The 25,489-nt window shown below is 66.3% G+C and carries 18 protein-coding genes and 3 rRNA genes; 5 read left to right on the top strand and 16 right to left on the bottom strand.

Annotated elements, in window-relative coordinates; genetic code table 11:
• Positions 1 to 95: 95 nt before the first annotated feature.
• The 13 genes from BLU38_RS21500 to BLU38_RS21435 form a co-directional block, all read right to left on the bottom strand.
• Positions 96 to 1,721 (bottom strand): DUF2029 domain-containing protein, encoded by a 1,626-nt coding sequence (locus BLU38_RS21500; RefSeq protein ID WP_157683604.1) that lies wholly within the window; start codon positions 1,719 to 1,721, stop codon positions 96 to 98.
• 24 nt (positions 1,722 to 1,745) lie between these two features.
• Positions 1,746 to 3,353 (bottom strand): murein biosynthesis integral membrane protein MurJ, encoded by a 1,608-nt coding sequence (murJ, locus tag BLU38_RS21495; RefSeq protein ID WP_091527445.1) that lies wholly within the window; start codon positions 3,351 to 3,353, stop codon positions 1,746 to 1,748.
• Positions 3,346 to 4,200 carry a hypothetical protein gene (locus BLU38_RS21490; RefSeq protein ID WP_197679808.1) on the bottom strand — a complete coding sequence of 285 codons (855 nt, stop codon included), beginning with the start codon at positions 4,198 to 4,200 and terminating at the stop codon, positions 3,346 to 3,348. Before BLU38_RS21490 ends, murJ begins: the two co-directional genes overlap by 8 nt.
• Complete coding sequence (locus BLU38_RS21485) at positions 4,197 to 5,114, bottom strand: copper transporter (protein ID WP_091527444.1); 918 nt, start codon at positions 5,112 to 5,114, stop codon at positions 4,197 to 4,199. Before BLU38_RS21485 ends, BLU38_RS21490 begins: the two co-directional genes overlap by 4 nt.
• Entirely contained in the window at positions 5,111 to 6,316 is a 1,206-nt protein-coding gene (steA, locus tag BLU38_RS21480; protein WP_091527443.1) for a putative cytokinetic ring protein SteA, read from the bottom strand. Before steA ends, BLU38_RS21485 begins: the two co-directional genes overlap by 4 nt.
• A 95-nt stretch (positions 6,317 to 6,411) precedes the next feature.
• Positions 6,412 to 8,124: a DNA repair protein RecN gene (gene recN / locus BLU38_RS21475; protein WP_091527442.1), complete on the bottom strand. Its 1,713-nt coding sequence runs from the start codon at positions 8,122 to 8,124 to the stop codon at positions 6,412 to 6,414.
• Between the two features lie 6 nt (positions 8,125 to 8,130).
• Positions 8,131 to 9,081, bottom strand: coding sequence for an NAD kinase (locus BLU38_RS21470; protein ID WP_231919971.1), 951 nt, complete (start codon positions 9,079 to 9,081; stop codon positions 8,131 to 8,133).
• Between the two features lie 37 nt (positions 9,082 to 9,118).
• Positions 9,119 to 9,901, bottom strand: a complete 783-nt coding sequence (locus BLU38_RS21465; protein WP_091527441.1) for a TlyA family RNA methyltransferase — start codon at positions 9,899 to 9,901, stop codon at positions 9,119 to 9,121.
• A 10-nt stretch (positions 9,902 to 9,911) separates the two neighbouring features.
• On the bottom strand, positions 9,912 to 10,139 hold the full coding sequence (locus tag BLU38_RS21460) for a hypothetical protein (RefSeq protein ID WP_091527440.1): 228 nt from the start codon (positions 10,137 to 10,139) through the stop codon (positions 9,912 to 9,914).
• A 3-nt stretch (positions 10,140 to 10,142) separates the two neighbouring features.
• On the bottom strand, positions 10,143 to 10,892 hold the full coding sequence (locus BLU38_RS21455) for a hypothetical protein (protein ID WP_231919970.1): 750 nt from the start codon (positions 10,890 to 10,892) through the stop codon (positions 10,143 to 10,145).
• 49 nt (positions 10,893 to 10,941) lie between these two features.
• Positions 10,942 to 11,952: an HAD-IIA family hydrolase gene (locus BLU38_RS21450; RefSeq protein ID WP_157683603.1), complete on the bottom strand. Its 1,011-nt coding sequence runs from the start codon at positions 11,950 to 11,952 to the stop codon at positions 10,942 to 10,944.
• Between the two features lie 13 nt (positions 11,953 to 11,965).
• Positions 11,966 to 12,688 carry a hypothetical protein gene (locus BLU38_RS21445; RefSeq protein ID WP_091527438.1) on the bottom strand — a complete coding sequence of 241 codons (723 nt, stop codon included), beginning with the start codon at positions 12,686 to 12,688 and terminating at the stop codon, positions 11,966 to 11,968.
• Positions 12,689 to 13,613: 925 nt separating this feature from the next.
• On the bottom strand, positions 13,614 to 14,420 hold the full coding sequence (locus BLU38_RS21435; protein WP_172836196.1) for a DeoR/GlpR family DNA-binding transcription regulator: 807 nt from the start codon (positions 14,418 to 14,420) through the stop codon (positions 13,614 to 13,616).
• A 177-nt stretch (positions 14,421 to 14,597) separates the two neighbouring features.
• Here BLU38_RS21435 and BLU38_RS21430 point away from each other — a divergent pair, with 177 nt between their 5' ends.
• The 5 genes from BLU38_RS21430 to xylB are packed head-to-tail and all read left to right on the top strand — an operon-like array spanning position 14,598 to position 20,030.
• A complete protein-coding gene (locus BLU38_RS21430) occupies positions 14,598 to 16,001 on the top strand; it encodes an ABC transporter substrate-binding protein (protein WP_091527435.1) in 1,404 nt (467 codons plus the stop codon).
• A complete protein-coding gene (locus BLU38_RS21425; protein ID WP_091527434.1) occupies positions 15,998 to 16,948 on the top strand; it encodes a carbohydrate ABC transporter permease in 951 nt (316 codons plus the stop codon). Before BLU38_RS21430 ends, BLU38_RS21425 begins: the two co-directional genes overlap by 4 nt.
• Positions 16,945 to 17,838, top strand: coding sequence for a carbohydrate ABC transporter permease (locus BLU38_RS21420; protein WP_091527433.1), 894 nt, complete (start codon positions 16,945 to 16,947; stop codon positions 17,836 to 17,838). The genes BLU38_RS21425 and BLU38_RS21420 overlap by 4 nt, the downstream gene beginning before the upstream one ends.
• 33 nt (positions 17,839 to 17,871) lie before the next feature.
• Positions 17,872 to 18,636 (top strand): DeoR/GlpR family DNA-binding transcription regulator, encoded by a 765-nt coding sequence (locus BLU38_RS21415; protein WP_269458194.1) that lies wholly within the window; start codon positions 17,872 to 17,874, stop codon positions 18,634 to 18,636.
• Positions 18,633 to 20,030 (top strand): xylulokinase, encoded by a 1,398-nt coding sequence (xylB, locus tag BLU38_RS21410; RefSeq protein ID WP_091527431.1) that lies wholly within the window; start codon positions 18,633 to 18,635, stop codon positions 20,028 to 20,030. Before BLU38_RS21415 ends, xylB begins: the two co-directional genes overlap by 4 nt.
• A gap of 242 nt (positions 20,031 to 20,272) precedes the next feature.
• Here the strand turns inward: xylB and rrf are convergent.
• The 3 genes from rrf to BLU38_RS21395 form a co-directional block, all read right to left on the bottom strand.
• Positions 20,273 to 20,389 (bottom strand): 5S ribosomal RNA (rrf, locus tag BLU38_RS21405).
• Between the two features lie 103 nt (positions 20,390 to 20,492).
• Positions 20,493 to 23,609, bottom strand: a 23S ribosomal RNA gene (locus tag BLU38_RS21400).
• A 327-nt stretch (positions 23,610 to 23,936) separates the two neighbouring features.
• A 16S ribosomal RNA gene (locus tag BLU38_RS21395) occupies positions 23,937 to 25,455 on the bottom strand.
• Together the 16S, 23S and 5S rRNA genes form the textbook arrangement of a ribosomal RNA operon.
• Positions 25,456 to 25,489: the final 34 nt, after the last annotated feature.

The following is a 25,489-nucleotide window of genomic DNA, read 5'->3' as shown; positions in this document are numbered from 1 at the left end:
GCGAATCAACACGTTTCGCAGCGGATCGGTCGTGCTGGGCTGATTCTGCCATCGACAGCGGCTCCTGACATCGTCCGATCACCGCCGAGCCGGAGTCAGGGGCGCCCGGTCTGCCGGCCGACCCGACGCCGTCGCAGCACGGCAAGCACGACGAGGATCATCAGCGCCCAGCTGACCGCCGGCGCCATCACGTTGCGGGCCACGTCGGTCAGCAGCTGCACCGCCGGCGGGAAGTAGTAGGCCGCGCCGGGGAGATAGCCGATCACCGAAGCGCCGGTCCTGATCACCAGCACCCGGTCGACGAGCCGGGCACCCGACGGATCGGTCGATCGCGCACCGTCGGCCCGCTGGTCGGTCAGGCCGCCGAGCAGCAACGCCACGGGTGCCCAGGCGACGACGTCGTACCACGGCAGGGTGTAGGCCGAGGTGAGCACCCACCCGATGCCGAGGGCGGTGATCACCGGCAGCATCGCCGCCAGCGGGTCGCCGGACTCCTCGACCGCCGCGGTGATCGGACGACCCTCGACGGTCCGGCTGCCCGGTGGCACCAGCAGGCGATAGAACAGCCAGCCGAAGACCAGCATCGACAACCAGCCGACGATCACGATCACCCGGACACCGGGGGCGAGCCCGATCAGGTCGCTGAGCGGATAGAGCGGCCAGCGCCACGGGCTGGCCGAGGCGTATTTGGTGCCGGCCAGCAGCGTCGACCTGATCGCCTCCGGGCCGACGATCAGGTAGCAGATCGCGCCGGTGAGCAGGCCGCTGACGATCACCAGCGCCAGCTTCTTCGGCAACCGTCGCAGCACGATCACCAAAGCCAGCACGTAGATCCCGAAGGTGATCTTGACCGCGCATGCCGCGGCGACCAGGACGCCGGTCAGGATCCAATGCCGGCGAGACAGGGATACCAGCGCAGCCACCGCGAAGACGATCCCCCAGGTGTCGGCGTGACCTGAGTTGACCGCGATGAAGAGCAGGATCGGATTGATCGTCCAGAGCAGCGCCACCCGGGCCTGCCGGAGGTGATCATCGCCGGCCAGCCGGCGCAACAGCACCCCGGTGATCAGATAGGCCACCGCGCCCAGCGCTGTCATCACGAACACCGTGGTGTGCACCGAGCCATTGCCGATCCAGGCCGCCAGGGTCTGCAGCCAGGTCGTGATCGGCCCGTACACCGAGGTGGTGTCGACCCAGCGGATCCCGCCGTTGGCCAACCCGATCGGATCGCCGCTGTTGATCAGCTCACGGACCGTGTCGACGTACGGGCTGCGTCCGGTGGCGGCCAGCCGGCCGTAGCCGGCGTAGATCAGGACGTCGGTCGAACCCATCGGACCGACCAAGATCATCAACACCGTCAGGGCAGTGCCGATCCGGGTCAACCGTCTGACATCGGGCCGCCACCCGCGGTTCAGTGCGCGCAGACCGACCAACAGACCGGCCATCCCGATTGCCATCGCACCGATCAGCAGCAGCGTCACCGCCATCGGCCCGGGGTCGATCCCCAGCCCGTACGGCGGCAACCACACCGGGCCACCCGGCAGCTTCGCCTGGGCGGCGGTCGGTCCGAACGAGCCGACCAGCAGCACCAACACCATCGACAAGGCCGTCAGCAGTAACGCCGGACGCCCCGCCCGGGTGAGGTTCGTCGACGGTCCCGGTGACGTCGACGGTCCCGGTGACGTCGACGGTCCGGGGGCGGCGGACGGCGGAACAGGCATAGCGACGGATCGTACCTGCGCCGGTCAGGCGTGCTCCGCCGACCGGCTGCGCCAGAGTTCGGTGAGACCGGTCAGCGAACGGCGGTCCAGCAGCCAGACGCCGCCGGCGAAGAGCAGCACGCAGCCGACTCCGGCCGCGAGGCAACCGATCAGTGCGCCGACCACCCCGGTGTCGATCAGCGGCCGGCACAGCAGGCAGACGCCGACGCCGGCGACGACGCCGATCGGGATGTCCCGCAGCGCGGGTCGCAGCATCCCCAGCGGGACCGGTTCGGTCCGTGATCGGAGCAGCATCACCCAACCGATCACCGCGCCCACCACCATCCCGAACGAGTTCGCCGCCGCGATCCCGGTGACGATCTGCTCGGCCGGCACGACCAGACCGACGACGACCAACCCGGCGATCACCGAACCCCAGGCGATCGCGGTCGCCGTGCCCGCCTGCCGCGCGCGATGCTCGGCGAACAGCGCCCTGGTCGCCAAGCCCATCAGGGAGAACCCGACCACGGCCGGCGCATAGCCGATGACCGGCCAGCCGACCGCCATCGTCTCCCCCGAACCGGGGCCGAGCACCAGCAGCCGGGCCACCGGGATGCTCTCGGCGATCAGCAGCCCGGCGCCCAGCCCGGCCAGCGTGCAGACCGCCGGTCCGATCCCGGCCAACACCCGAGCGATCGCCCGTTCCCCCTCATTGGCGGCAGCACTGAGCCGCGGAAAGATCATCTGATGCAGCGGATTGATCAACACCGCATACGGCAGCAGATAGACCGCCGCCGCCCAGGTCGCCCGGGTCCAGGCACCGGGGATCTGCGAGCCCCGCGCGGTCAGCATGCCGGCCATCACACTCAACTGCTGCATGATCAGTCCGGCCAGGCTGGCGCCCGCGATCGAGATGATCACTGCCGGCACCCCGGCCGGGAACCGTAGCGTCGGCCGCAGCCGGAGCGGCGACCGCAACAACGGGATCAGCGTGGTCAGGGTGAGTGCCGCGACCCCGGCAGTGGTCCCCCAGCCGAGCACGGCCAGGGCCGACGACTGCAGCTGGGCAGGATCGTCCCGGCCCGCCGGAACCGCAACCACCGCGAAGATCAGATAGGTCGCGATCACCACAACGCTGGAGGCCAGCGGCGCAGCGATCGCGGCCACGAACCGGTTCTGTGCCTGCAGCAGGCCGCCGCTGACGACGGCCAGCCCGTACAGCCAGATCTGCGGGGCGAAGATCACCACCAATGCGGCCGCGGTCTGCCGACCGCCGACGCAGCCCGGCTGGGTGAACGCCTCGGCGTACACCGACGAGAAGATCATCGCCGCGATCGCCACCGGGGTCAGGATCAGCAACGTCCACGCGATCAGGGCCGAAGCGGTCCGGGACGCCTGTTCGTGGTTCGCCCGGTCACCGGCGAGCTGACGGCTGACCACCGGCACGACGACGCTGGCCAGGATGCCACCGGCGGCGATCTCGAAGAGCACGTTGGGCAATTGGTTGGCCGAGTTGTACGCATCCCCCAGGCAGGTGTCCCCCACCGTCTTGGAGAACACCAGCCAGCGCCCGAAGCCGACGATCCGCGATGCCAGCGCGAGCGCACCGACCCCCGCCGCGACCTGTGCGAACCGACGCCCGCCCTCACCCATCGACAACGGGTCCTGAGCCTGTCGAAGGACCTGAGCCGCCGCGGCCCCAGCGGTCGAGGGCGTCCAACACCGGGTTGTCGGCGATCACCGCGGTGAAGCTGACCCGTTCACTGGCCAGATTGAGCCCCACGACACCGGCCAGCGCGGCCAACCGGACCGGCAACGGCAGCCGGGCCGCCGATACCGCCAGTCCCGCACCGAGCGCGTTGGCGCCGCAGTCACCCAGCATCGACCGGCCGGCCAGGTCATCGGTGATCACGCCGGCGGCGGCGCCGGCGATCGGCCAGGCACCGGCCGGCACGCCGAGTCCGATGATCATCTTCGCCGCACGCCCCGGCCGCAGATCGAGCAGGTTGATCAGGTTGGCACTGCCGGCCGTCAAGGTCGTGTTGATGATCACGTCGGCGACCTTGCGGCCGGCCCCCGCCCTGCGGCCCGGCAGGATCACGCCGGCTGCCGAGGCGGCCGCCCCGACGCCGACGATCTTGATCATGCCGCTGGTGATCACACCCTTCCGTAGGGCGCCGAGGTGGCCGCGGAATCCCTTGGCCTGCGTGGATCCCAGCAGATCGTCGTAGGCTCCGACGGCCGCTGCGCCACCGATCGCCACCGTGGCTGCCCAGGCCGTCCGGGATGACCCGGGAGCCCCGTCCAGCAGCTCGGTGATCACCGAACCGGCGACGGCGCCGACGGCGGCGGCCGGCCCTTCGGTCAGGGTCACCGGACGACCGGCATGGTTGTTGCGGCGCCAACGGGCCGGGTCGCCGGCGATTCCGATCCGGGTGCCGACAGCCGAGACGATCGCACCGGCAGCCGCACCGAGCAGGGCGGCAGGCAGTCGCCTCATCGGAGCGGGAGCTCCGGCGCCGGCGCGTCGGCGTTGGCGGCACCGTAGTGGCCCTGGTCCCCGTTCAGCTGCTCCCGGCCGGCCATCACCACCGTACTGACACCGCTCGGCAGGTCCGCGACATCGACACTGCTGAGCTCGGTCCGTGCGTCGGCGTCGGCGCGGGCGGTGGCCACGTCGGTGCCCTCGGTGCCGGTGCTGTTCGGTCCGGCCAGGACCGTGCCACCGGCCCGCTCGGCCACCGCCAGTTCGAGCTGCAGGTGCCGATCCAGCGTCTGGGCTCCGACCGGTGGGTCACTGGTCGGTGCGGTCACCACGATCGCCAGCCGAGCAGTCTGTTCGGAGGACCGATCGAGTTTGATCACCTTGCCGTTCAAGGCGTCGCCGATGTCGGTCGCGGTCTTGTCCGCGACCTCGTCGTTGCGGCCCAGCAGTGCCCGACCCAGTACGCTGCCGACCTTGGTCTGGGTGGAGTCGTCGGGCTGGTAGAACCGGCTGAACGGGGCCACGGCGTCGAGCACGTCGGCATTGCGTTCGGTGTCGAAGACCTCGGCGTTGATGGTCGTCGTCGAGGCGACTGTCCCACCGGCGTCGGTGACGGCCTGTTGGATGTCCCGGACGGTTGCGCGCGGAGCATTCGGCATCGCGATCACGGCGACCGGAGTGCCGCTCAGCATCCCGGCGGTCACCTGCTTGCCGACAGCGGTGGCGTAGGCGTCCCGATAATCATCGAGCTTCTGCTGGCGGGACAGCTGGTCACGGTAGAGCTGGACCTGCCGCCGGTCCTGCTCGGCCTGGGCGGCCAGTCCCTTGTTGGCCTCACCGCTGACCAACGTCACACCGAGGGTGATGCCAACGGCCAGAGCCAGGAACACCGCCATCAGCGAGACGATGTGATACCGGAAGTTGATCAAGTGAACAGTTCCTTCACCCAGTAGAGGACGTCGTTCCAACGGGCCAGCAGCAGGTCACCGACCTGGCGTCCGAAATCGGTGAAGGCCATCGCCGTGACCAACGCCAGCAGGGCCGACAGCACCAACAGCACGATGTGCCAGCCCTTGACCTCACTGCGATAGATCCGGGAGACCCCCTTGGCGTCGACCAGCTTGGGGCCGACCCGTAGCCGGGTCAGGAAGGTCGATGCCATCCCGGACCGGCCCTTGTCCAGGAATTCCACCAGCGAGGCGTGGGTACCGACCGCGACCAGCAGCTGCGCACCCTTGGAATCGGCCAGCAACATGGCGGCGTCCTCACTGGTGCCGCCGACCGGGAACGCGATCGCCTCCAGACCGAGTTTCTCGGTCCGTTCCAGACCGGGGGCCCGACCGTCGCGGTAGGCGTGCACGATCAGTTCGGCCCCGCAGTGCAGCGCCTCGTCGCTGCAGGAGTCCATGTCACCGAGGATGATGTCGGGTACGTAGCCGTTCTCCAGCAGTGCGTCGGCTCCGCCGTCGACGCCGATCAGCAGCGGACGTTTCTCGCTGATGTAGGAGCGCAGGGTGGCCAGATCCTCGCGGTAGTCGTAGCCGCGGACCACGATCAGCACCTGCCGACCCTCGAACCGGGTCTTCACCTCGGGCACGCCGACGCCCTCCAGCAGCAGATCCTTCTCCTCCCGCAGGTAGCTCATCGTGTTCTCGGTGAAGGCGACGATCTGGTCACTGAGCCCGGCCTGGGCCTGCGCCAGTTGGGCGTCCAGCGAGTCCTGGTCCAGCAGTTCACCCTTGCCGACGGTGCGCCGGTGGTCGTCCAGCACCGCGCCGTCCTCGATGATCACCCGGTCGCCCTCGGTCAGCACCGCGAACAGATCGCTGCCGGCGCCCGCCCGATCGCCGTCCGGCACCGCCCGGTCGATCAGCGGGATGCCGGCGTCCAGCAGGATCTGCGGACCGAAGTTCGGATATCGGCCGGTCACCGACGTGGCGACGTTGACGACCGCGCTCACCTGACTGTCGACCAGCGCCTCCGCGCTGACCCGGTCCAGGTCGGCGTGGTCGATGACGGCGATCTCGCCGGCCTTCAGCCGCTTGGTCAGATCCTTGGTCCGGCGATCCAGACGCACCACACCCCCGAGATCGGCGGACTGCGCACGACGGCGCAGCAGGGGCATCCTCATCAGTCCATCCTCCCATGGCGGCACAGTGCCCGGCCGAAGCCGACACGGGGCGCTCTCAGGCGGCGGTGACGGCTGGTGTGTCGAGCGGCTCGGGCTCAGCCGGCGCGGTGCGAGGCGGCCAGCGCCAACAGTTCCTCGGCATGCGCGATCGAGGTCTCGGTCTCGTCCAGCCCGGCCATCATCCGGGCCAGCTCGGCGGACCGCTGGCCGTCGACGACGTGGGTCACACCGCTGGTGGTGACCTGGCCGTCGCTGGCCTTGGCGACCACGTAGTGCCGATCGGCGAAGGCGGCGACCTGTGCCAGGTGGGTGACCACGATCACCTGGGCGTGCTCGGCCAGGGTGGCCAGCCGGCGGCCGATCTCGACGGCCACCTTGCCGCCGACCCCGGCGTCCACCTCGTCGAACACGAAGGCGCTGGTGTCTGCCCCGCCCCGCGCGTCCTGGCCGGCCAGCACGACTTCCAGGGCCAGCCGGACCCGGGACAGTTCACCGCCGGAGGCGGTCCGGGCCAGCGGGCGCGGCTCGGTGCCCGGGTTGGCGCTGAACAGCAGGTCGACCTGGTCGGCGCCGTAGGGTCCGCGGTCGGCCGGCTGGACGGCGAATTCGAGCCGGGCATGCGGCATCGCCAGCGCCGACAGTTCGGTGAGCACGGCGGTGGCCAGCTTCTTGGCCGCTGCCCTGCGCTGCTTGCTGATCCTGCCCGCCTGATCGGTGAGCCGAGCGTCCAACGTCGCGATCTCGGCCGTCAGGTCCTCGATCCGGTCGTCACCGGTCTCCAGCTCGGACAGTTGCCGGGCGGCATCGGCTCCCCAGGCCAGCACCTGATCCACGGTGTCGCCGTACTTGCGGGTCAGCCCGGCGAGTTCGGAACGCCGGGCGGCGATCTGTTCGAGCCGTCCGGGCTCGACCTCCAGGCCGTCCAGGTAGCGGCTCAGGTCAGCGGCCACATCGCTGAGCAGGAAGTCGACCTCGTTCACCCGGCCGGACAATTCCCGCGCGTCGGCGTCCAGTCCGGCCAGCTGTTCGGCGGCCTTGCGGGCCACTCCGAGCGCGGACAGCGCACCGGCGGCACCGGTCGGATCGTCGTCGTCCCCGGCGATCGCCACCATCGCCGACGTCGCGGTCAGCCGCAGGTCGTCGGCGGCCTGCAGCCGGGTGGCCTCCGATGCCAGGGCATCGTCCTCCCCCGGCTGCGGGTCGACCGCGGAGATCTCGTCCAGCCCGAACCGCAGCAGGTCGATCTCCCGGGCCCGTTGCTGGGCGTTGCTGCGCAGCTCCTGCAGTTCGGCGGTGGCCCGCCGGTGCTCGGCGTAGTCGGCGCCGTACGAGGTCAGCAGCTTGGCCAGTTTCGGCCCGGCGAACCGGTCCAGGATCTCCCGCTGCCGATCGGCCCGACTCAGCCGGACCTGCTCGGACTGGCCGTGGACGGCGACCAGCTCGCCGGTCAGCTCACCGCACAACGCCGCGGTCACCTGGGCCCCGCCCAGATAGGCACGGCTGCGCCCGGCCGCGGTGATGTGCCGGGCAACAAGCAGGTCGCCGTCCTCGATGCTGCCACCGGCCTCGGTGACCTGCTCGGCCAGAGCATCGTCGGCGATCCGGAAGACGCCCTCCACCCGGGCCCGGTCGGCACCGTTGCGGACCACCCCGGCATCGGTCTTGCCGCCGAGCAGCAGACCGATGCTGCTGACGATCATGGTCTTCCCGGCACCGGTCTCACCGGTCACGACGGTCAGTCCGGCATCGAGGTCGAGGGTCGCTTCGTTGATCACGCCCAGATCGGTGATCCGCAACTCCGACAGCATGAGTGTCTAGTCCTCTCTCTTGCCCCGCCACCCCTCGACCCGGAGTCCGAACTTGTGCACCAGCCGGTCGGTGAAGGGGGCCTCGGACAGTCTGGCCAACCGCAGTCGATGTCGACCCTGCACCACTTCGACCCGCATTCCGCGTTGCAACACGGTCGATCGCCGGCCGTCGCACCAGACGACCGCCTCGGGGGCCATCCCGTCCAGCATCTCGATCATCACCCGGGACTTCGGGCTGAGCACCATCGGTCGGGCGAAGAGGGCATGGGCGCTCAACGGCACCACCTGCATCGCATCCACGCCGGGCCAGATCACCGGCCCGCCGGCGGAGAATGCGTACGCCGTCGAACCGGTCGGGGTGGACACCAGGACGCCGTCGCAGGACCAGCGGGACAGCGGCCGGCCGTCGATCTCGACCATCAGTTCGAGCATCCGCTCCCGGGCTGCCTTCTCGATGGTCACCTCGTTGATCGCGAACGAGGACCACAGCGGGTCGCCGCCCTCGTCGCCGGGCGGCAGGATCCGGACGTCGATCGTCGACCGTTCCTCCACCCGGAAGGTGCGGTTGACGATGGTGTCCACGATCAGGTCGATCTCGCTGGACTCCGCCTCGGCCAGGAATCCGACGTGTCCGAGATTGACGCCGAGCAGCGGGACGTCGGAGGCCAACACCCATTCCGCGGCCCGCAGGATCGTGCCGTCACCGCCGAGCACCACGATCAACTCGATCTCCGGCACGTCCGGGGTGTCCAGGCCGATGATCGGATCGGCCTCGGGCAGCACCTCGATCAACGCGTCACCGGTCGACAATCGCAACTGGGCGATGTCGGCCTGGGGCAGCACGCAGACGATTCCGGCGGCGCCGAGACCGGAGATCAGTCGACTGGCCGCCTTGATCGCCTCGTCCCGCCCGGTATGGGTGAGGACGGCGATCCGTCGTTCTGCTTGGCCCAACACGGGGACAGCATAGGCGCCAGTCGGCCGGCACCGACGATCAACAGCCGGCGAACAAGGCTGCGAGCACGTCGACTTCGGTTCGGTCGGTGCCGAACAGTACGAAGTATTCGATATTGCCGGCGGGCCCCGGGAGCCTGCTCCGCGCGGCAGTCTGCGGGTGCCAACCGAGTTCCGCGGCGCGGTCGACGACGGCTGCGACACCGGCCCGTCGGGAGGCGTCGGAGCGAACCACCCCACCCTTACCGAGCAGTTCCCGGCCGACCTCGAACTGCGGTTTGATCATGGTCAGCAGACTGCCGTCCGGGCCCAGCACTGCGATCAGCCGATCGAGCAGCAGGGTGAGCGAGATGAAGGACACATCGGCCACCACCAGGTCGACCGGCCCGTCGGTGATCGCCGGATCGAGATCACGCAGATTCAACCCCTCGTACGCGATCACCCGCGGGTCGGCCGACACCCGCGGGTGGAGTTGATCATGACCGACGTCGATCGCGTACAGCTGTCGACAGCCGCGCTCCAGCAGCACCTGGCTGAATCCGCCGGTGGACGCACCGGCGTCCAGCACCCGGGCCGGTACCTCGACGGCAAGATCATCCAGCGCCCCGATCAACTTGTACGCCGCCCGCGACACGTACGGGTCGTCACGTACCAGCGCCAGCCGATCGTCCGATTCCACCGGCAACGACGCCTTGCTGGCAACGGATTCGTTGACCAGCACCGTGCCGGCGTCGATCAGTTCACGGGCATGGCTGCGAGATCTGGCCAGACCGCGCCGGGCCAACGCAACGTCGAGTCGGCTCCTGCCAGACGGGGCCGTCATGCCGGCTCGGTCATTCAGAGTTCAGCGCGCGATGGAGATCCTCGTGCACCCGGGCCAGTCGATCATGACGCTCGTCCAGCGGAGCGTCGTCCAGATCCTGCAATCCGTCCAACGCCTGGTCGACGACCGGCTCACCGGTCCGCGGCAGGCTGCTGTCCGGATGATCGACAGCGCCACCCTCCGGCTGACGTGCCGGATCGGTTTCGACCGGTTCGGTTTCGGGGAATTCCTCGGTCATCGGTCAGCCTGCCTTCTTCGCCGTCTTCTTGGCCGCCTTCTTCGCTCCGGCCGGTCCGGTTGCGGTCTTCGCTGCTGTCTTCTTGACTGCGCTCGCCTTGGCCGGGGTCGTCTTGGTCGCGGTCTTCTTCGCAGTGGTCTTCTTGGCCGCCGTCTTCTTGGCCGTCGATGACGGCGCCTTCGCGGCCGGGCGGGTGCTGTTGATCTTGAGTTCGGCAAGGTCTGCGCGCAGCCCGGCTACCTCGTCCCGCAACGCGGTGACTTCCTCGGCACGAGCAAGACCGAGCCGGGTCAGGGACCTGTCCAGGGTCTTGTCCAGTTCGGCGGCCACGGTTCGCTGCAGCAGTTCGCGGTTGGCCTTGCGGGCAGCCATGATCTCTTCGGCGAGCTGATTGATCCGTGCACCGGCCTCGGATGCGGCCTCACCGAGATCGACCTTGCGCGGATCGACCTTGCTGAGATCCATCCTGCTCAGATCGATATTGTCCAAGCCGGTCTGGCTGAGCATCTTCTCGGCCAGCTCACGGGCCCGTTCCCGGGTCATCCGGGAGGCACCGTCGATCGCGGCACCGAAGACCTCGGCCAACGCCGACAGGTTGGGAGCGTTCACCGCTGCTCGGGGCAGGCCCGGCCGAGCCGCGCCCGCCCCGGTACGACGGGTGGACGTGCGGTCGGTCGGAGAATCGTCGCTGTTCATCGGGCGCCTCTCGTCGAACATGCCGTCGGGTTCGACCTCGGGGCGCAGCGCTGCCACCCCAGGTGTTCTGGAGTCAGCGTAACGGCGACAGCGGTCGCTGCGGCGATCAGCCGGCCGTCTGCAGCCGATTGGCCAGCTGAACCGCCAGGTCGAGGCCTCCGACCGGCAGTTCGGCGTCGGCGCACTGCCAGGCCAACTTGGTCGCCGCCCAGGTCGCGTCCAGCAACTCCTCGTCCTTCGGCTCGCGGGACAGCATCAGCTGCTGGCGCTCGACGTAGGCCTCGATCCCCCCGACGGCGATCCGTTCCTCTCCGGTCTGCCTGGTGATCCGTTCGGGCTGCAGCAGGGCACCCGCATCGCGACCGAGATGGGTCGGTCGTTCGATCCCGACTGCGGAGAACAGCTGGACCGGGCCGTGCGAGCCGGTCAGCACCAGCATGCTGTCCATGTCGAGATTGCCGGCACCGGCGATGTCGGTGTCGATCCGATCGCCGACGAAGATCGGCCGGTCGGCGGACAGCCGGCGCACCGTTTCTTCCATCAGCGGCCGGTACGGCTTGCCCGCGACGATCGGATCGGTGTCCACTGCCGTTCGGACGGCGGCCACCGCTGCCCCGTTGCCCGGGACCAATCCGCGTTCGGTCGGCCGCGTCGGATCGGTGTTGGTCGCGACCCAGGTGGCGCCCCGCCGGATCGCCAGCGCCGCCTCGGTGATCATCTGCCAGCTGAGTTCGGGGTAGTAGCCCTGGATCACCGCGACCGGGTTGTCGTCGGCGCTGTCGACGGCGACCAGACCTGCCTCGTCCAGCGCGACCCGCAGCCCTTCGCCACCGACCATCAGTACCGGCACACCGGCGCCGAAGCGGTCGACGAGTTCCCGCACCCCGGCCTGCGCGGAGGTGACGACGTCGGCCTCGTCGCAGCCGATGCCGAAGCTGCGCAACTGATCGGCCACCGCCTTCGGTGTCCGGGCCGCATTGTTGGTGACGAAGCCGACCCGGATGCCGAGCTGCTGGAGTCGATCGACAGCCTCCGGTGCACCCACGACCGGATCCGGCCCGAGGTAGAGCACGCCGTCCAGATCGAACAGGGCGGCGTCATAGCGGTCGATCAGCACGGGCGTTCCTTCATCATCGGTAGGTGTCGTCGGTATCGGTCCGTTCAGCGGTGTCAGGCTCGTCGACGTCGAGCCCTGCCCCATCCGCCAACCCGGATTCGTGATCGGGTCCGGACTCGTCGTCGTGACCGGACTCGTCGTCGGAGTCGTCGAACTCGATGTTCATCCCGTCCAGCTCGTCCACCCGTTCCTGGGCGTCGGTGTCGCCCTGGTCGTCCAACCCGGCCGCCCGGACGAACTCGACGTAGGCGTCGGCCCGGTTGCCCAGGGTCAACAGGACGTCGGCCAGCGCGTAGCGCAGCCGGGCGACCGGGAGTCGCATCGCACGCGACGGCGGCCGGTTGCCGGCCACCTCGGCGATGGTCGCCCGCAACAGCCGGGCCGCCTCGGCCGTCTGACCGAGATCGTCCCGGGCACCGGCCTCGACGATCTTCGCCTCGACCGAGGACGCCGGTTCCATCGGCTGTCCGGCCGCTTCGCGGAGGAGCCGCAACGCCTGCTGCGGACGGCCGAGCGCTCGTTCGCAGTCGGCCATCACCGGCAGGTACTCCGCGGCACCGGTCATCCGACGCAATGCCCGGTACTCTCCGAGAGCGACGTCGTATTTGCCGGCCGCGTACGCCGTCTCCGCGGCCCCTTCACGGACGATCGGCAGTCGTGCTGCCCGTCGCCGCGCTGCCTCGGCATGGGCGTAGGCGAGTTCGGGATTCTCGTCGACCAGCTCGCCGGCCAGCAACAGATGGCCGGCAACGATCTCGGCAAGGTCCTTGGGCAGGCTGCGCAGTTCGGCTCGGACACCGCGGTCCAGCCGGCGGATGTCTGTGCCCGCCGGGATCGTCGGTTCGACACCCTTGGGCTGCAGTCCCGGCGGAGTACGGCGTTCACCCCGATCCGCAGACGGCGCCCGGTCTCCGGCACCCCGGGTCCGCGCACCGCGGCTGCGGTCGCCGCCATCACGACCCCTGCCGTCACGCTCTCCGCGCCCGCGCTCCCCGTAACCTCGGCCCGAACCACCGCGACCGGAACCACCGCGGACCGAGTCACCCCGACCCCTGCCGGACCAGCCTGAACCGTCCCTGCCACCAGCCCGGCCCGAACGCCCGGCGCCGTCCGCTCGCGAATCGTCGCTGCGCCAGCCGCGTCCGGCTCCGTTGTCCCTGGATCTGTTGTCCCTGGATCTGTCATCGCCGGATCTGTTGTCGCCGTGCCTGTTGTTGCCGGCGCTGCTGCCGTTACGACCTCGGCCGCCTCCCCGACCGGAATCCCAGTCGGCACGACCGCCACTTCGTCCACCCGAGTCCCGCCCGGCCCCGCCGCGTCCTCCGGCGTCGCGGCCGTTTTGACGACCGCTACTTCCGCGTCCGGTGCCGCCCCGTCCGCCGGAACCCCGTCCACCGGAGCCCTGTCCAGCGGCCCCGCGCCCGGGTCGCCGCCCGCCGGAGCCCCGTCCATCGGAACCCCCTCCGTCAGAACCCCGTCCGCCGGCACCACCGGTCGGCCGGCCCGACGAGGGACCTCCGGACCGCCCGCCCGGGCGACCCTGTCGCCCGTCGCCGGATCTACCCTCGGAGGAGTCGTCGCCGCCGTACCGCTTCTCAGTCACCGCCCAATCCTCCTGCCACACCGGCATTACTGGCAAACCGCACCCCGTGATCGGACGGTCACCGCATCGGCACGACCCGTACCTCGGGCCCGTTCGCCCGCAGCTCGGCCAGCAGTTCGGCGTCGGCACCGTCGTCGGTGACGACGGTGTCGACCTCCTGCACCGCGGCAAAGCTGCAGAAGGAGTTGCGACCGAGTTTCGCCGACACCACCGGGACCAACCGACGGCGGGCACACAGCAGCATCGCCCGTTTGACCGCCGCCTCCTCGGGATTGGTCGTGGTCAACCCGAGCCCGGGCGACAGACCGTTCACGCCGACGATCGCGAGGTCCGCGCTCAGGCGCTCCAGCCGACGTGTCGTCCAGCCGTCCACGGAGGCCTGGGTCAGGCCACGGATCATCCCGGGCAGCGTGATCACCGTCAGGGCCGGACGGTTGATCAACAACGCGGCGGCGGGCAGGTTGTTGGTGACGATCGTCAGCGGCCGGTCCGCCGGCACCCGGGAGGCGACGACATAGGTCAGCGAGCCCGAATCGATCACCACCACGCCGTCCGGTGGAAGCTCCTCGATCACCGCCGCGGCGATCAGCTGCTTCTCCGCCCGCTGGTCGGCATGACGGGCGGCGAGAGCCTGCTCGAACGGCACCGACTCGACCAGCTCGGCCCCGCCACGGACCCGACGGACCAGGCCACGTCGGACCAACACCTCCAGATCCCGGCGAACGGTCTCGGTCGCCACCTGCAGCCGCTCAGCGATCATGGTCACGCCCGCCGACCGCGATCGCTGTTCCAGCAGGATGTCGGTGATCGCTCGCTGACGCTGCGGCGGATACATCGCCCCGCCGCGCTGCGGGCCCTTTGCCATGACGCCCTCCTCACGCGAGATTTTCACACATCCGGGCACCACAGTGTCCGAATCGGGCAGAAATTCTCTCGATTTGAACCGTTTTCCCTCTGGACCGGGCATTAGAGTGTCAAGTACTGTCCGTTCGCACGGAAGTTCACACCTCACCGCGGAGGTCTGGAACGAGAAGGGGCCGCCATGATCACCCGTCGACCGAACGGCCGCAGGATCCCCCGACCACCCCGAAGACGCCCCGGCGTCCTCGCGGTAGCGATCGCACTCTGCCTGGCGCTGTCCGTCTCCGGCTGCGCGGGTTTCGGCAACCTCGGCAACAAGCCGGGCGTCACCACGATCACGCTGGCCAGTGTCAACAATCCGCAGATGCAGGACCTGGCCCAGTTGCTCCCCGAGTTCAATCGGACCCATCCCAACATCAGGGTCAACGTGATCATGATGGAGGAGAACGACCTCCGCAACGCCACCACCAAGGACGTGGCGACCCGCGGCGGCCAGTACGACGTGATGACGGTCGGTGCCTACGAGGTCCCGATCTGGGCCAAGAACAAATGGCTCACCGACATCACCGACCGGACCACGGCCGACAGCAGCTACGACGTCGAAGACTTCTTCCCACCGGTCCGGGCCAGCTCGACCTACAACGATCGTTTGTATGCCGCCCCGTTCTACGGCGAGTCCTCGTTCCTGATGTATCGCAAGGACCTGTTCGAGAAGGCCGGGCTGACGATGCCGGACCATCCGACCTGGCAGCAGGTCGCCGACCTGGCAGCCAAGGTGAAGAAGCCGGCCGACGACCGCGCCGGCATCTGCCTGCGCGGCAAGCCCGGCTGGGGCGAGATGTTCGCTCCGCTGACCACGGTGGTGAACACCTTCGGCGGCCAGTGGTTCAACACCAACTGGGACGCCCAGGTCGACAAGCCCGGATTCACCGACGGCGTCCAGTTCTACGTCGACACCATCCTCAAATCCGGCGAACGCGACCCCGCCTCGTTCGGCTTCACCGAATGCCTGAACCTGTTCCAGCAGGGTCGGGCGGCGATGTGGTACGACGCGACCTCCGCCGCCGGCACGCTGGAGGCCGACGGCAGCCCGGTTGCCGGCAAGGTCGGCTACGTCGCCGCGCCGACCGACAAGACCGAGGAAGCCGGTTGGCTGTGGTCGTGGAACCTGGCGATCAACGCCGAGTCCCAGCACAAGGATGCGGCCTGGGAGTTCGTCAAGTGGGCCACCTCGAAGGACTACCAGCAGCTGGTTGCCGACAAGTTCGGCTGGACCCGGGTGCCACCGGGGACCCGCCAGTCGCTGTATGAGAATCCGCAGTACAAGAAGGCGAGTTCGGCGTTCGCCGGCATCACGGCCGAAACACTGAGCAAGGTCAATCCGACTCAGCCCGGCCTCGAGCCGCAACCGTGGACCGGCATCCAGTTCGTCGGCATCCCCGAGTTCCAGGACGTCGGAAACCAGACCTCGCAGGAGATCGCCGACGCACTGGCCGGTCGGCAGACCGTCGACGAAGCCTTGGCCAAGGGCCAGGACATCGCCCAGATCGCCGGCGACGTACAGAAGAGGGAGGCAACGCGATGACCACGGCCGCCCTGGATGCGGGCAGCGCCAAGGCGACCCGCAAGAAGGAGATCAAGCTGACCGGCCAGGAGCAGGGCGAACGGAAGTTCGCCCGCAAGCTGGTGCTGCCGGCCTTCATCGTCGCGATCGTCGTCACCCAGGTGCCGTTCCTGATCACGATCTTCTATTCCTTCCAGAACTGGAATCTGGCCCGGCCCGGCGCCAGATCCTTTGCCTGGTTCGACAATTACGTCGCCGTGGTCCGCAACGGTGCCTTCCTGCCGGCGCTGTTGAACACGGTGGTGATCGTCGGCTCGGCGGTGATCGTCTCGCTCGCACTCGGTCTGTTGTTCGCAGTCCTGCTGGACCGCAAGTTCCACGGTCAGGCCGTTGCCCGCACGCTGTTGATCACTCCGTTCCTGGTGATGCCGGCCGCCTCGGCACTGATCTGGAAATGGTCGTTGCTGGACGCCAACGTCGGCATGATCAACTGGGCGCTCGGCCTGATCAACATCCCGCCGGTGGCTTGGAACACCGATCACCCGGGGATGACGATCATGTTCGTGCTGACCTGGCAGTACACGCCGTTCATGATGCTGATCCTGCTGGCCGGACTGCAGTCCCAGTCCGCCGAGGTGCTCGAGGCGGCGAATGTCGACGGCGCCGGACCGTTGCGGATCTTCCGCAGCATGACGTTGCCGCATCTGCGCACCTACGCGGAGTTGGCCACCCTGCTCGGCACCGTGTTGATGATCCAGGTCTTCGACCCGGTGAACATCATGACCAAGGGCGCCGGCAACTCCAAGACCCTGCCCTACCTGCTCTATGAACGAGCCTTCATCGGCCAGCAGGTCGGCGAGGCTGCCGCCTACGGTGTGGTCACCGTGATCGTCACGATCGCGGTCACCACGGTCGCTCTGCGCACCCTGTTCAAGGTCTTCACCGAAGAAGGAGGTGGCGGACGATGAGCACCGCCGTCGAGACCGCAGCCGCCGGCGAGTCGACAACGGCTCCGATCAGGCGTTCGGGCAGCAGCCGGTTCACCCCACGCAAGATCCGGGGCGTGATCGTCACCGGCATCACCTGGGTACTCGTCTTCCTGTTCTTCTTCCCGGTGTTGTGGATGGTGTTCACCAGCTTCAAGAGTGAAGCCGCCGCGGCGCAGTTCCCGCCGAGCTTCATCACCCAGCTCTCCTTCGACCGCTACGCCGCGGTGTTCGAACGCGGGATGGGTCTCTACCTCGCCAACTCGGCCGCGCTCGCGGTCGGGTCGACCGTGGTGGTGATGCTGCTGGCGATACCAGCGGCGTACGCGCTCTCGGTCCGTCGGGTCGGCCGCTGGCGGGACCTGCTGTTCTTCTTCATCAGCACCAAGTTCATGCCCGTTGCCGCGTCGATCATCCCGGTCTTCCTGTTGCTGCGGGTGCTCGGACTGCTGGACAACCTGTGGGCGCTCGGCGTGCTCTATCTGGGGATGAATCTGCCGCTGGCGATCTGGATGATGCGATCGTTCTTCGCCGAGGTGCCTTATGCCGTCGTCGAGGCGGCCCAGATCGACGGCGCGTCCTACAGCCGTGAACTGTGGCGGGTGTCGTTGCCGATCGTCGCGCCCGGAGCCGCGGCAGCGGCATTGATCTGCTTCATCTTCGCCTGGAACGAATACTTCCTGGTCAACCTGCTGACCGCCGTCGTGGCCCGTACGACGCCGCCCTTCCTGGGCAGCTTCGTCGACGGCCGCGGCCAGTTCCTGGCCGTCCTGTCGGCAGCCTCGACGATCGCGGTGTTGCCGGTGATCATCGCGGGTTGGGTCGCCCAGAAGCGGCTGGTCCGCGGTCTGGCCATGGGGGCGGTGAAGTAGACGGACAGCGATCGCACCACCCGACATGACCGCATTGCCGGGTGGCTGGCGGCCGACGGGCGGGTCCAGGTCGTCGACGCCGCGGGCCGGCTCGGCGTCGCACCGGAGACCGTCCGCCGCGACCTGCGACAGATGGAATCGGTCGGCCGGCTGCAGCGGGTCCACGGCGGTGCGGTCCCGGTCCTGACCGAGCCGGATCCACCGCGCACCGACGGCGCATCGGACTACTCCGACCTGGGCCGACGGTTGTGGGGCCGGCTGCCTCGATCCGGGACTCTGTTGATCGGCACCGGCAGGCCGGCACTCGGACTGGCCGACGCCATCAGCGCCGACCCGCCGACGGCAGCGGGACTGACCATCGTGACGAACTCCTTGGACGTCGCCATCGTGTTGTCGAAGATTCCCACCATCGGGGTCTACAACATCGGCGGCACGGTCAGCCCGCAGTCGCACGGCCAGGAAGGCGACTGGGCGCTCAGCGAGCTCGACCGGCTCCGGGTCGACGTCGCCGTGGTCTGCCCGGCAGGCGTCGACGCCGAACGGGGGTTGACCGACCCGACGCCCGGTGGCGCCGCCGTCAACCGTGCCGAGACGCTGGTCGGTGGCCGAGTGATCGCGATGGTTGACGCAGCGTCGGTCGGCGCCGCCGCGTTCGTCCAGTTCGCTACCATCGACGAGATCGATGAGCTGGCGATCGCCGGCGACGTGGCGGCCAAGCTGCTGCAGCACTTCATCGATCGCGGAATAGAGCTCACAGTTGCGCCTGCCGACCAGGCCGAAGGGAGACCGGATCGATGACCCTGGTTGCCGGAGTCGACACCTCGACCCAATCGGTGAAGGTCGTCGTGTGCGACATCGAGACCGGACAGGTGGTACGGACCGGCAGGGCCTCCCATCCCGACGGCACCGAAGTCTCCGCCGCGGCCTGGTGGGACGCCTACCAGGAGGCGACGGCTGATCCGGAACTCCTCACCGACGTCGAGGCGATGGCCGTCGGCGGGCAGCAGCACGGCATGGTCACGCTGGACGACAACGGCGACCTGGTCCGCGATGCCCTGCTGTGGAACGACAACCGGTCCGCCCAGGATGCGCTCGACCTGATCGAGGAACTCGGTGGGCGGTCGGCCTGGGTGAGCAAGGTGGGTTCGGTTCCGGTTGCGTCGATGACGATCACCAAGCTGCGCTGGCTGGCTCGGTGCGAGCCGGACCATGCTGCTGCGACCCGGTCGGTGATCCTGCCGCATGACTACCTGACCTGGAAGATCGGCCAGCAGTCGTTCGCGCCGGTCACCGACCGTGGCGATGCCTCCGGCACGGCGTACTTCGACCCGGCCGGTGACAGCTATCTGCACGATCTCGTCGAACGGGCGATCGGCCACGATCTCGAGCTACCGAGAGTCGCCGGACCGCACGAGATCATCGGTGAGAATCCCGACGGGATCCGACTCGCCCCGGGCACCGGCGACAACATGGCAGGCGCCCTCGCGCTGGACAACGGCCCGGGCGAGGCGATCATCAGCCTCGGCACCAGCGGGACCGCCTATACCCGGGCGGACAGCCAGAGCCACGAACCGACCGGGACGGTGTGCGGATTCGCCGACGCCACCGGACGGTTCCTGCCCTTGGTGTGCACACTGAACTGCGCCCGCAACCTGGAGGCGACGGCGACCATGCTCGGCGTGGATCTCGCCGAGTTCAGTCGACTGGCGGCCTCCGCCCCGGCCGGAGCGGACGGCTTGGTCTTCATGCCCTACCTGGAAGGGGAACGCACTCCCCCGCTGCCCGAAGCGACCGGCGAACTGTTGGGGATGACCCGGGCGAACATGACCCCCGCGAACGTGGCGCGGGCCGCGATCGAGAGCGTGCTGTGGAGCCTGGCCTACGGCGTCGACGTGCTCGCCGAGCAGACCGGCGCGATCACCTCGATCACGTTGACCGGTGGCGCGGCGCAGTCCAGCGCGGTCCAACAGATCGCACCGGCGGTCCTCGGCAGACCGATCACCATCACCGAACCGTTCGAGAGCGTCGCCGTCGGCGCCGCACGGCAGGCCGCCTGGGCGCTGACCGGTGAGCTGCCGTCCTGGAAGATCCCGGTGGTCCGGGAGATCGAACCGACAGCCGCCGATCTCGAGGCCCATCAGGTGATCGCAGAACGCTACCGCAGCGCGCTGGCCGAGCACTACATTTCCTAGTGGGCTGGACGCCGGATCGGGTCAGCGAACGGTCCGCGAGCCCACCGAACCGCCCGCGCCGATTGTCCACCCGGGATCCTATGCCGGCCTGCAGGGAGCCTGGAACGTCGACGAAACGACGCCGGCTGTCGCCGTGTTTGTCCGATGCCATCCCCACGCCGATCTCTCCTCGCCCTGCGAAGGGTCCTGAACGTAAAAACACCTCATGGGTGGCCACGAATGGCCACCCATGAGGTGTTATTGTCCGGCGACGTCCTAGTCTCCCACACGGTCTCCCGTGCAGTACCATCGGCGCTGAAGGGCTTAACTTCCGGGTTCGGAATGGAGCCGGGTGTTTCCCCTTCGCAATGATCACCGAAACTCTATGGAGATGTAATCGGATCGAGGCAGAGCTGATCAATTCAGCCCGCCGATCTACGACCGTATCTCGGGAACTGCACAGTGGACGCGTAGCATCTTTGTATAAACAAGCCCTCGGCCTATTAGTATCGGTCAGCTCCATGCATTACTGCACTTCCACATCCGACCTATCACCCAGTGGTCTGCTGGGGGCCTTACCAGGTTAACCTGTGGGAGCCCTCATCTTGAAGCGTGCTTCCCGCTTAGATGCTTTCAGCGGTTATCACTTCCGAACGTAGCCAACCAGCCGTGCTCTTGGCAGAACAACTGGCACACCAGAGGTTCGTCCGTCCCGGTCCTCTCGTACTAAGGACAGCTCTTCTCAAGACTCCTACGCGCGCAGCGGATAGGGACCGAACTGTCTCACGACGTTCTGAACCCAGCTCGCGTGCCGCTTTAATGGGCGAACAGCCCAACCCTTGGGACCGACTCCAGCCCCAGGATGCGACGAGCCGACATCGAGGTGCCAAACCATGCCGTCGCTATGAACGCTCGGGCAAGATCAGCCTGTTATCCCCGGGGTACCTTTTAGCCGTTGATCTCCGGCGCTTCCACATGCCGCCGTCGGTTCACTAGTTCCGACTTTCGTCCCTGCTTGAGATGTCTCTCTCACAGTCAAGCTCCCTTGTGCACTTACACTCAAAACCTGATTGCCAACCAGGCTGAGGGAACCTTTGAGCGCCTCCGTTACCTTTTGGGAGGCGACCGCCCCAGTCAAACTACCCACCAGGCACTGTCCGTGATCCGGATAACGGACCTACGTTAGATAACCAGAAGAACCAGAGTGGTATTTCAACGTTGACTCCACAACCACTGGCGTGACTGCTTCAAAGTCTCCCACCTATCCTACACAAATTCATCCAATCACCAATACCAAGCTATAGTAAAGGTCCCGGGGTCTTTCCGTCCTGCTGCGCGTAACGAGCATCTTTACTCGTAGTGCAATTTCGCCGAGTCCGTGGTCGAGACAGCGCCCAAGTCGTTACGCCATTCGTGCAGGTCGGAACTTACCCGACAAGGAATTTCGCTACCTTAGGATGGTTATAGTTACCACCGCCGTTTACTGGCGCTTAAGTTCAAAGCTTCGCCCGAAGGCTAACTTCTCCCCTTAACGTTCCAGCACCGGGCAGGCGTCAGTCCGTATACATCGTCTTTCGACTTGGCACGGACCTGTGTTTTTGGTAAACAGTCGCTTGGGCCTGGTCTCTGCGGCCTCTTCCGCCTACCGGGAGCAAGTCCCGGGACAGAATTGGCCCCCCTTCTCCCGAAGTTACGGGGGTATTTTGCCGAGTTCCTTAACCACGGTTATCTCGATCGCCTTGGTATTCTCTACCTGACCACCTGTGTCGGTTTAGGGTACGGGCGGCTAACAACATCGCTCACGAAGGTTTTCTAGGCAGCATAGGATCACCCACTGCAACGGATAAATCCGATACAGGCGTCATCTCTCAGGCATATGGGATGCGGATTTGCCTACATCCCGCCCTACAGATTTACCCCGGGACAACCATCGCCCGGGTTGGGCTACCTTCCTGCGTCACTCCGCAGCTTGCCTAATACGAGTTCGGGTCGCAGAGTCAGTCAACATCACCCCGAAGGGATCCGAAGACCTTCCGTGCTTAGCATCACTCGCCTCGGCAGGGTCGTTGTTTCGCCGGTACGGGAATATCAACCCGTTGTCCATCGACTACGCCTGTCGGCCTCGCCTTAGGTCCCGACTTACCCAGGGCAGATTAGCTTGACCCTGGAACCCTTGGTCATTCGGCGGACGGGTTTCTCACCCGTCATTCGCTACTCATGCCTGCATTCTCACTCGTGTGCTCTCCACAGCTGGGTTACCCCGCTGCTTCCTAGCGCACACGACGCTCCCCTACCCATCAACGCGCCTGGACACTGACCGAAGTCAGAGCCGAGCAGTTGCGTCAATGACACAGCTTCGGCGGATTGCTTGAGCCCCGCTAAATTGTCGGCGCAGAATCACTTGACCAGTGAGCTATTACGCACTCTTTAAAGGGTGGCTGCTTCCAAGCCAACCTCCTGGTTGTCTCCGCAACTCCACATCCTTTTCCACTTAGCAATCTCTTAGGGGCCTTAGCTGGTGTTCTGGGCTGTTTCCCTCTCGACTACGAACCTTATCGCCCGCAGTCTCACTGCCGCGCTCTCACTTACCGGCATTCGGAGTTTGGCTAATTTCGGTAAGCTTGTGGGCCCCCTAGACTATCCAGTGCTCTACCTCCGGTAAGAAACACGCGACGCTGCACCTAAATGCATTTCGGGGAGAACCAGCTATCACGAAGTTTGATTGGCCTTTCACCCCTATCCACAGCTCATCCCCCAGGTTTTCAACCCTGGTGGGTTCGGGCCTCCACGACGTCTTACCGTCGCTTCACCCTGGCCATGGATAGATCACTTCGCTTCGGGTCTAGAGCATGCGACTCATTCGCCCTATTTGGACTCGCTTTCGCTACGGCTTCCCCACACGGGTTAACCTCGCCACATACCACTAACTCGCAGGCTCATTCTTCAAAAGGCACGCCGTCACTCCGAAGAGCTCCGACGGATTGTAGGCAATCGGTTTCAGGTACTATTTCACTCCCCTCCCGGGGTACTTTTCACCTTTCCCTCACGGTACTGGTCCGCTATCGGTCACCAAGGAGTATTTAGGCTTAGCGGGTGGTCCCGCCGGATTCGTACGGAATTTCACGGGTTCCGTACTACTTGGGGTGACGCCCAACAGTGCTCATCTTACGTCTACAGGAGTATTACCTTCTTTGCTGCGCCTTCCCAGAGCGCTTCGACTTCAATGAGCATTTCTGACTGTTTGATCGATTGACAGTTCGATCGGGGCGGCCCCACAACACCATGCTTGCAACGCCTGTCAGCTATCACACAAGTATGGTTTGGCCTCTTCCGCGTTCGCTCGCCACTACTGACGGAATCACTTTTGTTTTCTGTTCCTGTGGGTACTGAGATGTTTCACTTCCCCACGTTCCCTCCCTCTGCCCTATGTGTTCAGGCAGGGGTCGCCGGACATGACTCCGGTATCTTCGAGGTTTCCCTATTCGGAGATCCCCGGATCGAAGTTTGTTTACCAACTCCCCGGGGCTTATCGCAGGTTACAACGTCCTTCATCGGCTCTTGGTGCCAAGGCATCCACCGATTGCCCTTAGTAGCTTGTTATTACTACAAAGATGCTCGCGTCCACTGTGAAGTTCTCAAAATACGGGCGAGATCCGTGAACCTTCCGTTTCCGGCCGGCCCTCGGTCCGCTGAGTTGTTGGTTCGCTGACTTTCGTCTGTGCGACCGACCCCTCAGGACCCAACAGCGTGCTTCAGGTCTTCAGCTCACTCACTCGAGGTTCCACTCCGCCAGGCGGTTGTACTAACGAGTGCGATGAGTCATCGGACTTAATGGTCAATGTTCCACATTCCGGTGCCTGCTCAGCCGAGAACGTGCGTCTCGGGACTGAGCGCATGGACGAGCAAGCTCGCCATATGGCTCCTTAGAAAGGAGGTGATCCAGCCGCACCTTCCGGTACGGCTACCTTGTTACGACTTAGTCCTAATCGCCAGTCCCACCTTCGACAGCTCCCTCCCTTGCGGGTTGGGCCACCGGCTTCGGGTGTTACCGACTTTCATGACTTGACGGGCGGTGTGTACAAGGCCCGGGAACGTATTCACCGCAGCATTGCTGATCTGCGATTACTAGCGACTCCGACTTCATGGGGTCGAGTTGCAGACCCCAATCCGAACTGAGGCCGGCTTTTTGAGATTCGCTTAACCTTGCGGTTTCGCAGCTCTTTGTACCGGCCATTGTAGCATGCGTGAAGCCCTGGACTTAAGGGGCATGATGACTTGACGTCATCCCCACCTTCCTCCGAGTTGACCCCGGCAGTCTCCTATGAGTCCCCACCATTACGTGCTGGCAACATAGGACGAGGGTTGCGCTCGTTGCGGGACTTAACCCAACATCTCACGACACGAGCTGACGACAGCCATGCACCACCTGTATACCGACCTTGCGGGGGCTACATCTCTGCAGCTTTCCGGTATATGTCAAACCCAGGTAAGGTTCTTCGCGTTGCATCGAATTAATCCGCATGCTCCGCCGCTTGTGCGGGCCCCCGTCAATTCCTTTGAGTTTTAGCCTTGCGGCCGTACTCCCCAGGCGGGGCACTTAATGCGTTAGCTTCGGCACGGAACTCGTGGAATGAGTCCCACACCTAGTGCCCACCGTTTACGGCGTGGACTACCAGGGTATCTAAGCCTGTTTGCTCCCCACGCTTTCGCTCCTCAGCGTCAGGAAATGCCCAGAGAACCGCCTTCGCCACTGGTGTTCCACCTGATATCTGCGCATTCCACCGCTCCACCAGGTATTCCATTCTCCCCTGCATTCCTCTAGTCTGCCCGTATCGGAAGCAGGCTCGGGGTTAAGCCCCGAGTTTTCACTTCCGACGCGACAGACCGCCTACGAGCCCTTTACGCCCAATAATTCCGGACAACGCTCGCACCCTACGTATCACCGCGGCTGCTGGCACGTAGTTGGCCGGTGCTTCTTCTGCGCCTACCGTCACTTTCGCTTCGTCGGCGCTGAAAGTGGTTTACAACCCGAAGGCCGTCATCCCACACGCGGCGTTGCTGCATCAGGCTTGCGCCCATTGTGCAATATTCCCCACTGCTGCCTCCCGTAGGAGTCTGGGCCGTATCTCAGTCCCAGTGTGGCCGGTCGCCCTCTCAGGCCGGCTACCCGTCGAAGCCTTGGTGAGCCGTTACCTCACCAACTAGCTGATAGGCCGCGAGCCCATCCCTGACCGCCGGAGCTTTCCACCTCAAGCGATGACGCCCGAGGTCGTATCCGGTATTAGCGGCTGTTTCCAGCCGTTATTCCAGAGTCAAGGGTAGGTTGCTCACGTGTTACTCACCCGTTCGCCACTCGTGTACCCCCGAAGGGGCCTTACCGTTCGACTTGCATGTGTTAAGCACGCCGCCAGCGTTCGTCCTGAGCCAGGATCAAACTCTCCGTTGAAAAATATCGGTGTCGATACTTGCGTATCGATTAC

The sequence above is a fragment of the Microlunatus soli genome (assembly GCF_900105385.1).
Lineage (GTDB): Bacteria > Actinomycetota > Actinomycetes > Propionibacteriales > Propionibacteriaceae > Microlunatus > Microlunatus soli.
Note: the sequence above shows the minus strand (reverse complement) of the source record. Positions and strands in the feature narration are given on the sequence as shown.

Coding starts and splice junctions, on each gene's coding strand:
- BLU38_RS21425 (WP_091527434.1), top strand. CDS start 15,998: ATGACCACGGCCGCCCTGGATGCGGGCAGCGCCAAGGCGACCCGCAAG.
- xylB (WP_091527431.1), top strand. CDS start 18,633: ATGACCCTGGTTGCCGGAGTCGACACCTCGACCCAATCGGTGAAGGTC.
- recN (WP_091527442.1), bottom strand. CDS start 8,124: ATGCTGTCGGAGTTGCGGATCACCGATCTGGGCGTGATCAACGAAGCG.
- murJ (WP_091527445.1), bottom strand. CDS start 3,353: ATGGGTGAGGGCGGGCGTCGGTTCGCACAGGTCGCGGCGGGGGTCGGT.
- BLU38_RS21435 (WP_172836196.1), bottom strand. CDS start 14,420: ATGGCAAAGGGCCCGCAGCGCGGCGGGGCGATGTATCCGCCGCAGCGT.
- BLU38_RS21460 (WP_091527440.1), bottom strand. CDS start 10,139: ATGACCGAGGAATTCCCCGAAACCGAACCGGTCGAAACCGATCCGGCA.
- BLU38_RS21500 (WP_157683604.1), bottom strand. CDS start 1,721: ATGCCTGTTCCGCCGTCCGCCGCCCCCGGACCGTCGACGTCACCGGGA.
- BLU38_RS21465 (WP_091527441.1), bottom strand. CDS start 9,901: ATGACGGCCCCGTCTGGCAGGAGCCGACTCGACGTTGCGTTGGCCCGG.
- BLU38_RS21430 (WP_091527435.1), top strand. CDS start 14,598: ATGATCACCCGTCGACCGAACGGCCGCAGGATCCCCCGACCACCCCGA.
- BLU38_RS21420 (WP_091527433.1), top strand. CDS start 16,945: ATGAGCACCGCCGTCGAGACCGCAGCCGCCGGCGAGTCGACAACGGCT.
- BLU38_RS21490 (WP_197679808.1), bottom strand. CDS start 4,200: ATGAGGCGACTGCCTGCCGCCCTGCTCGGTGCGGCTGCCGGTGCGATC.
- steA (WP_091527443.1), bottom strand. CDS start 6,316: ATGAGGATGCCCCTGCTGCGCCGTCGTGCGCAGTCCGCCGATCTCGGG.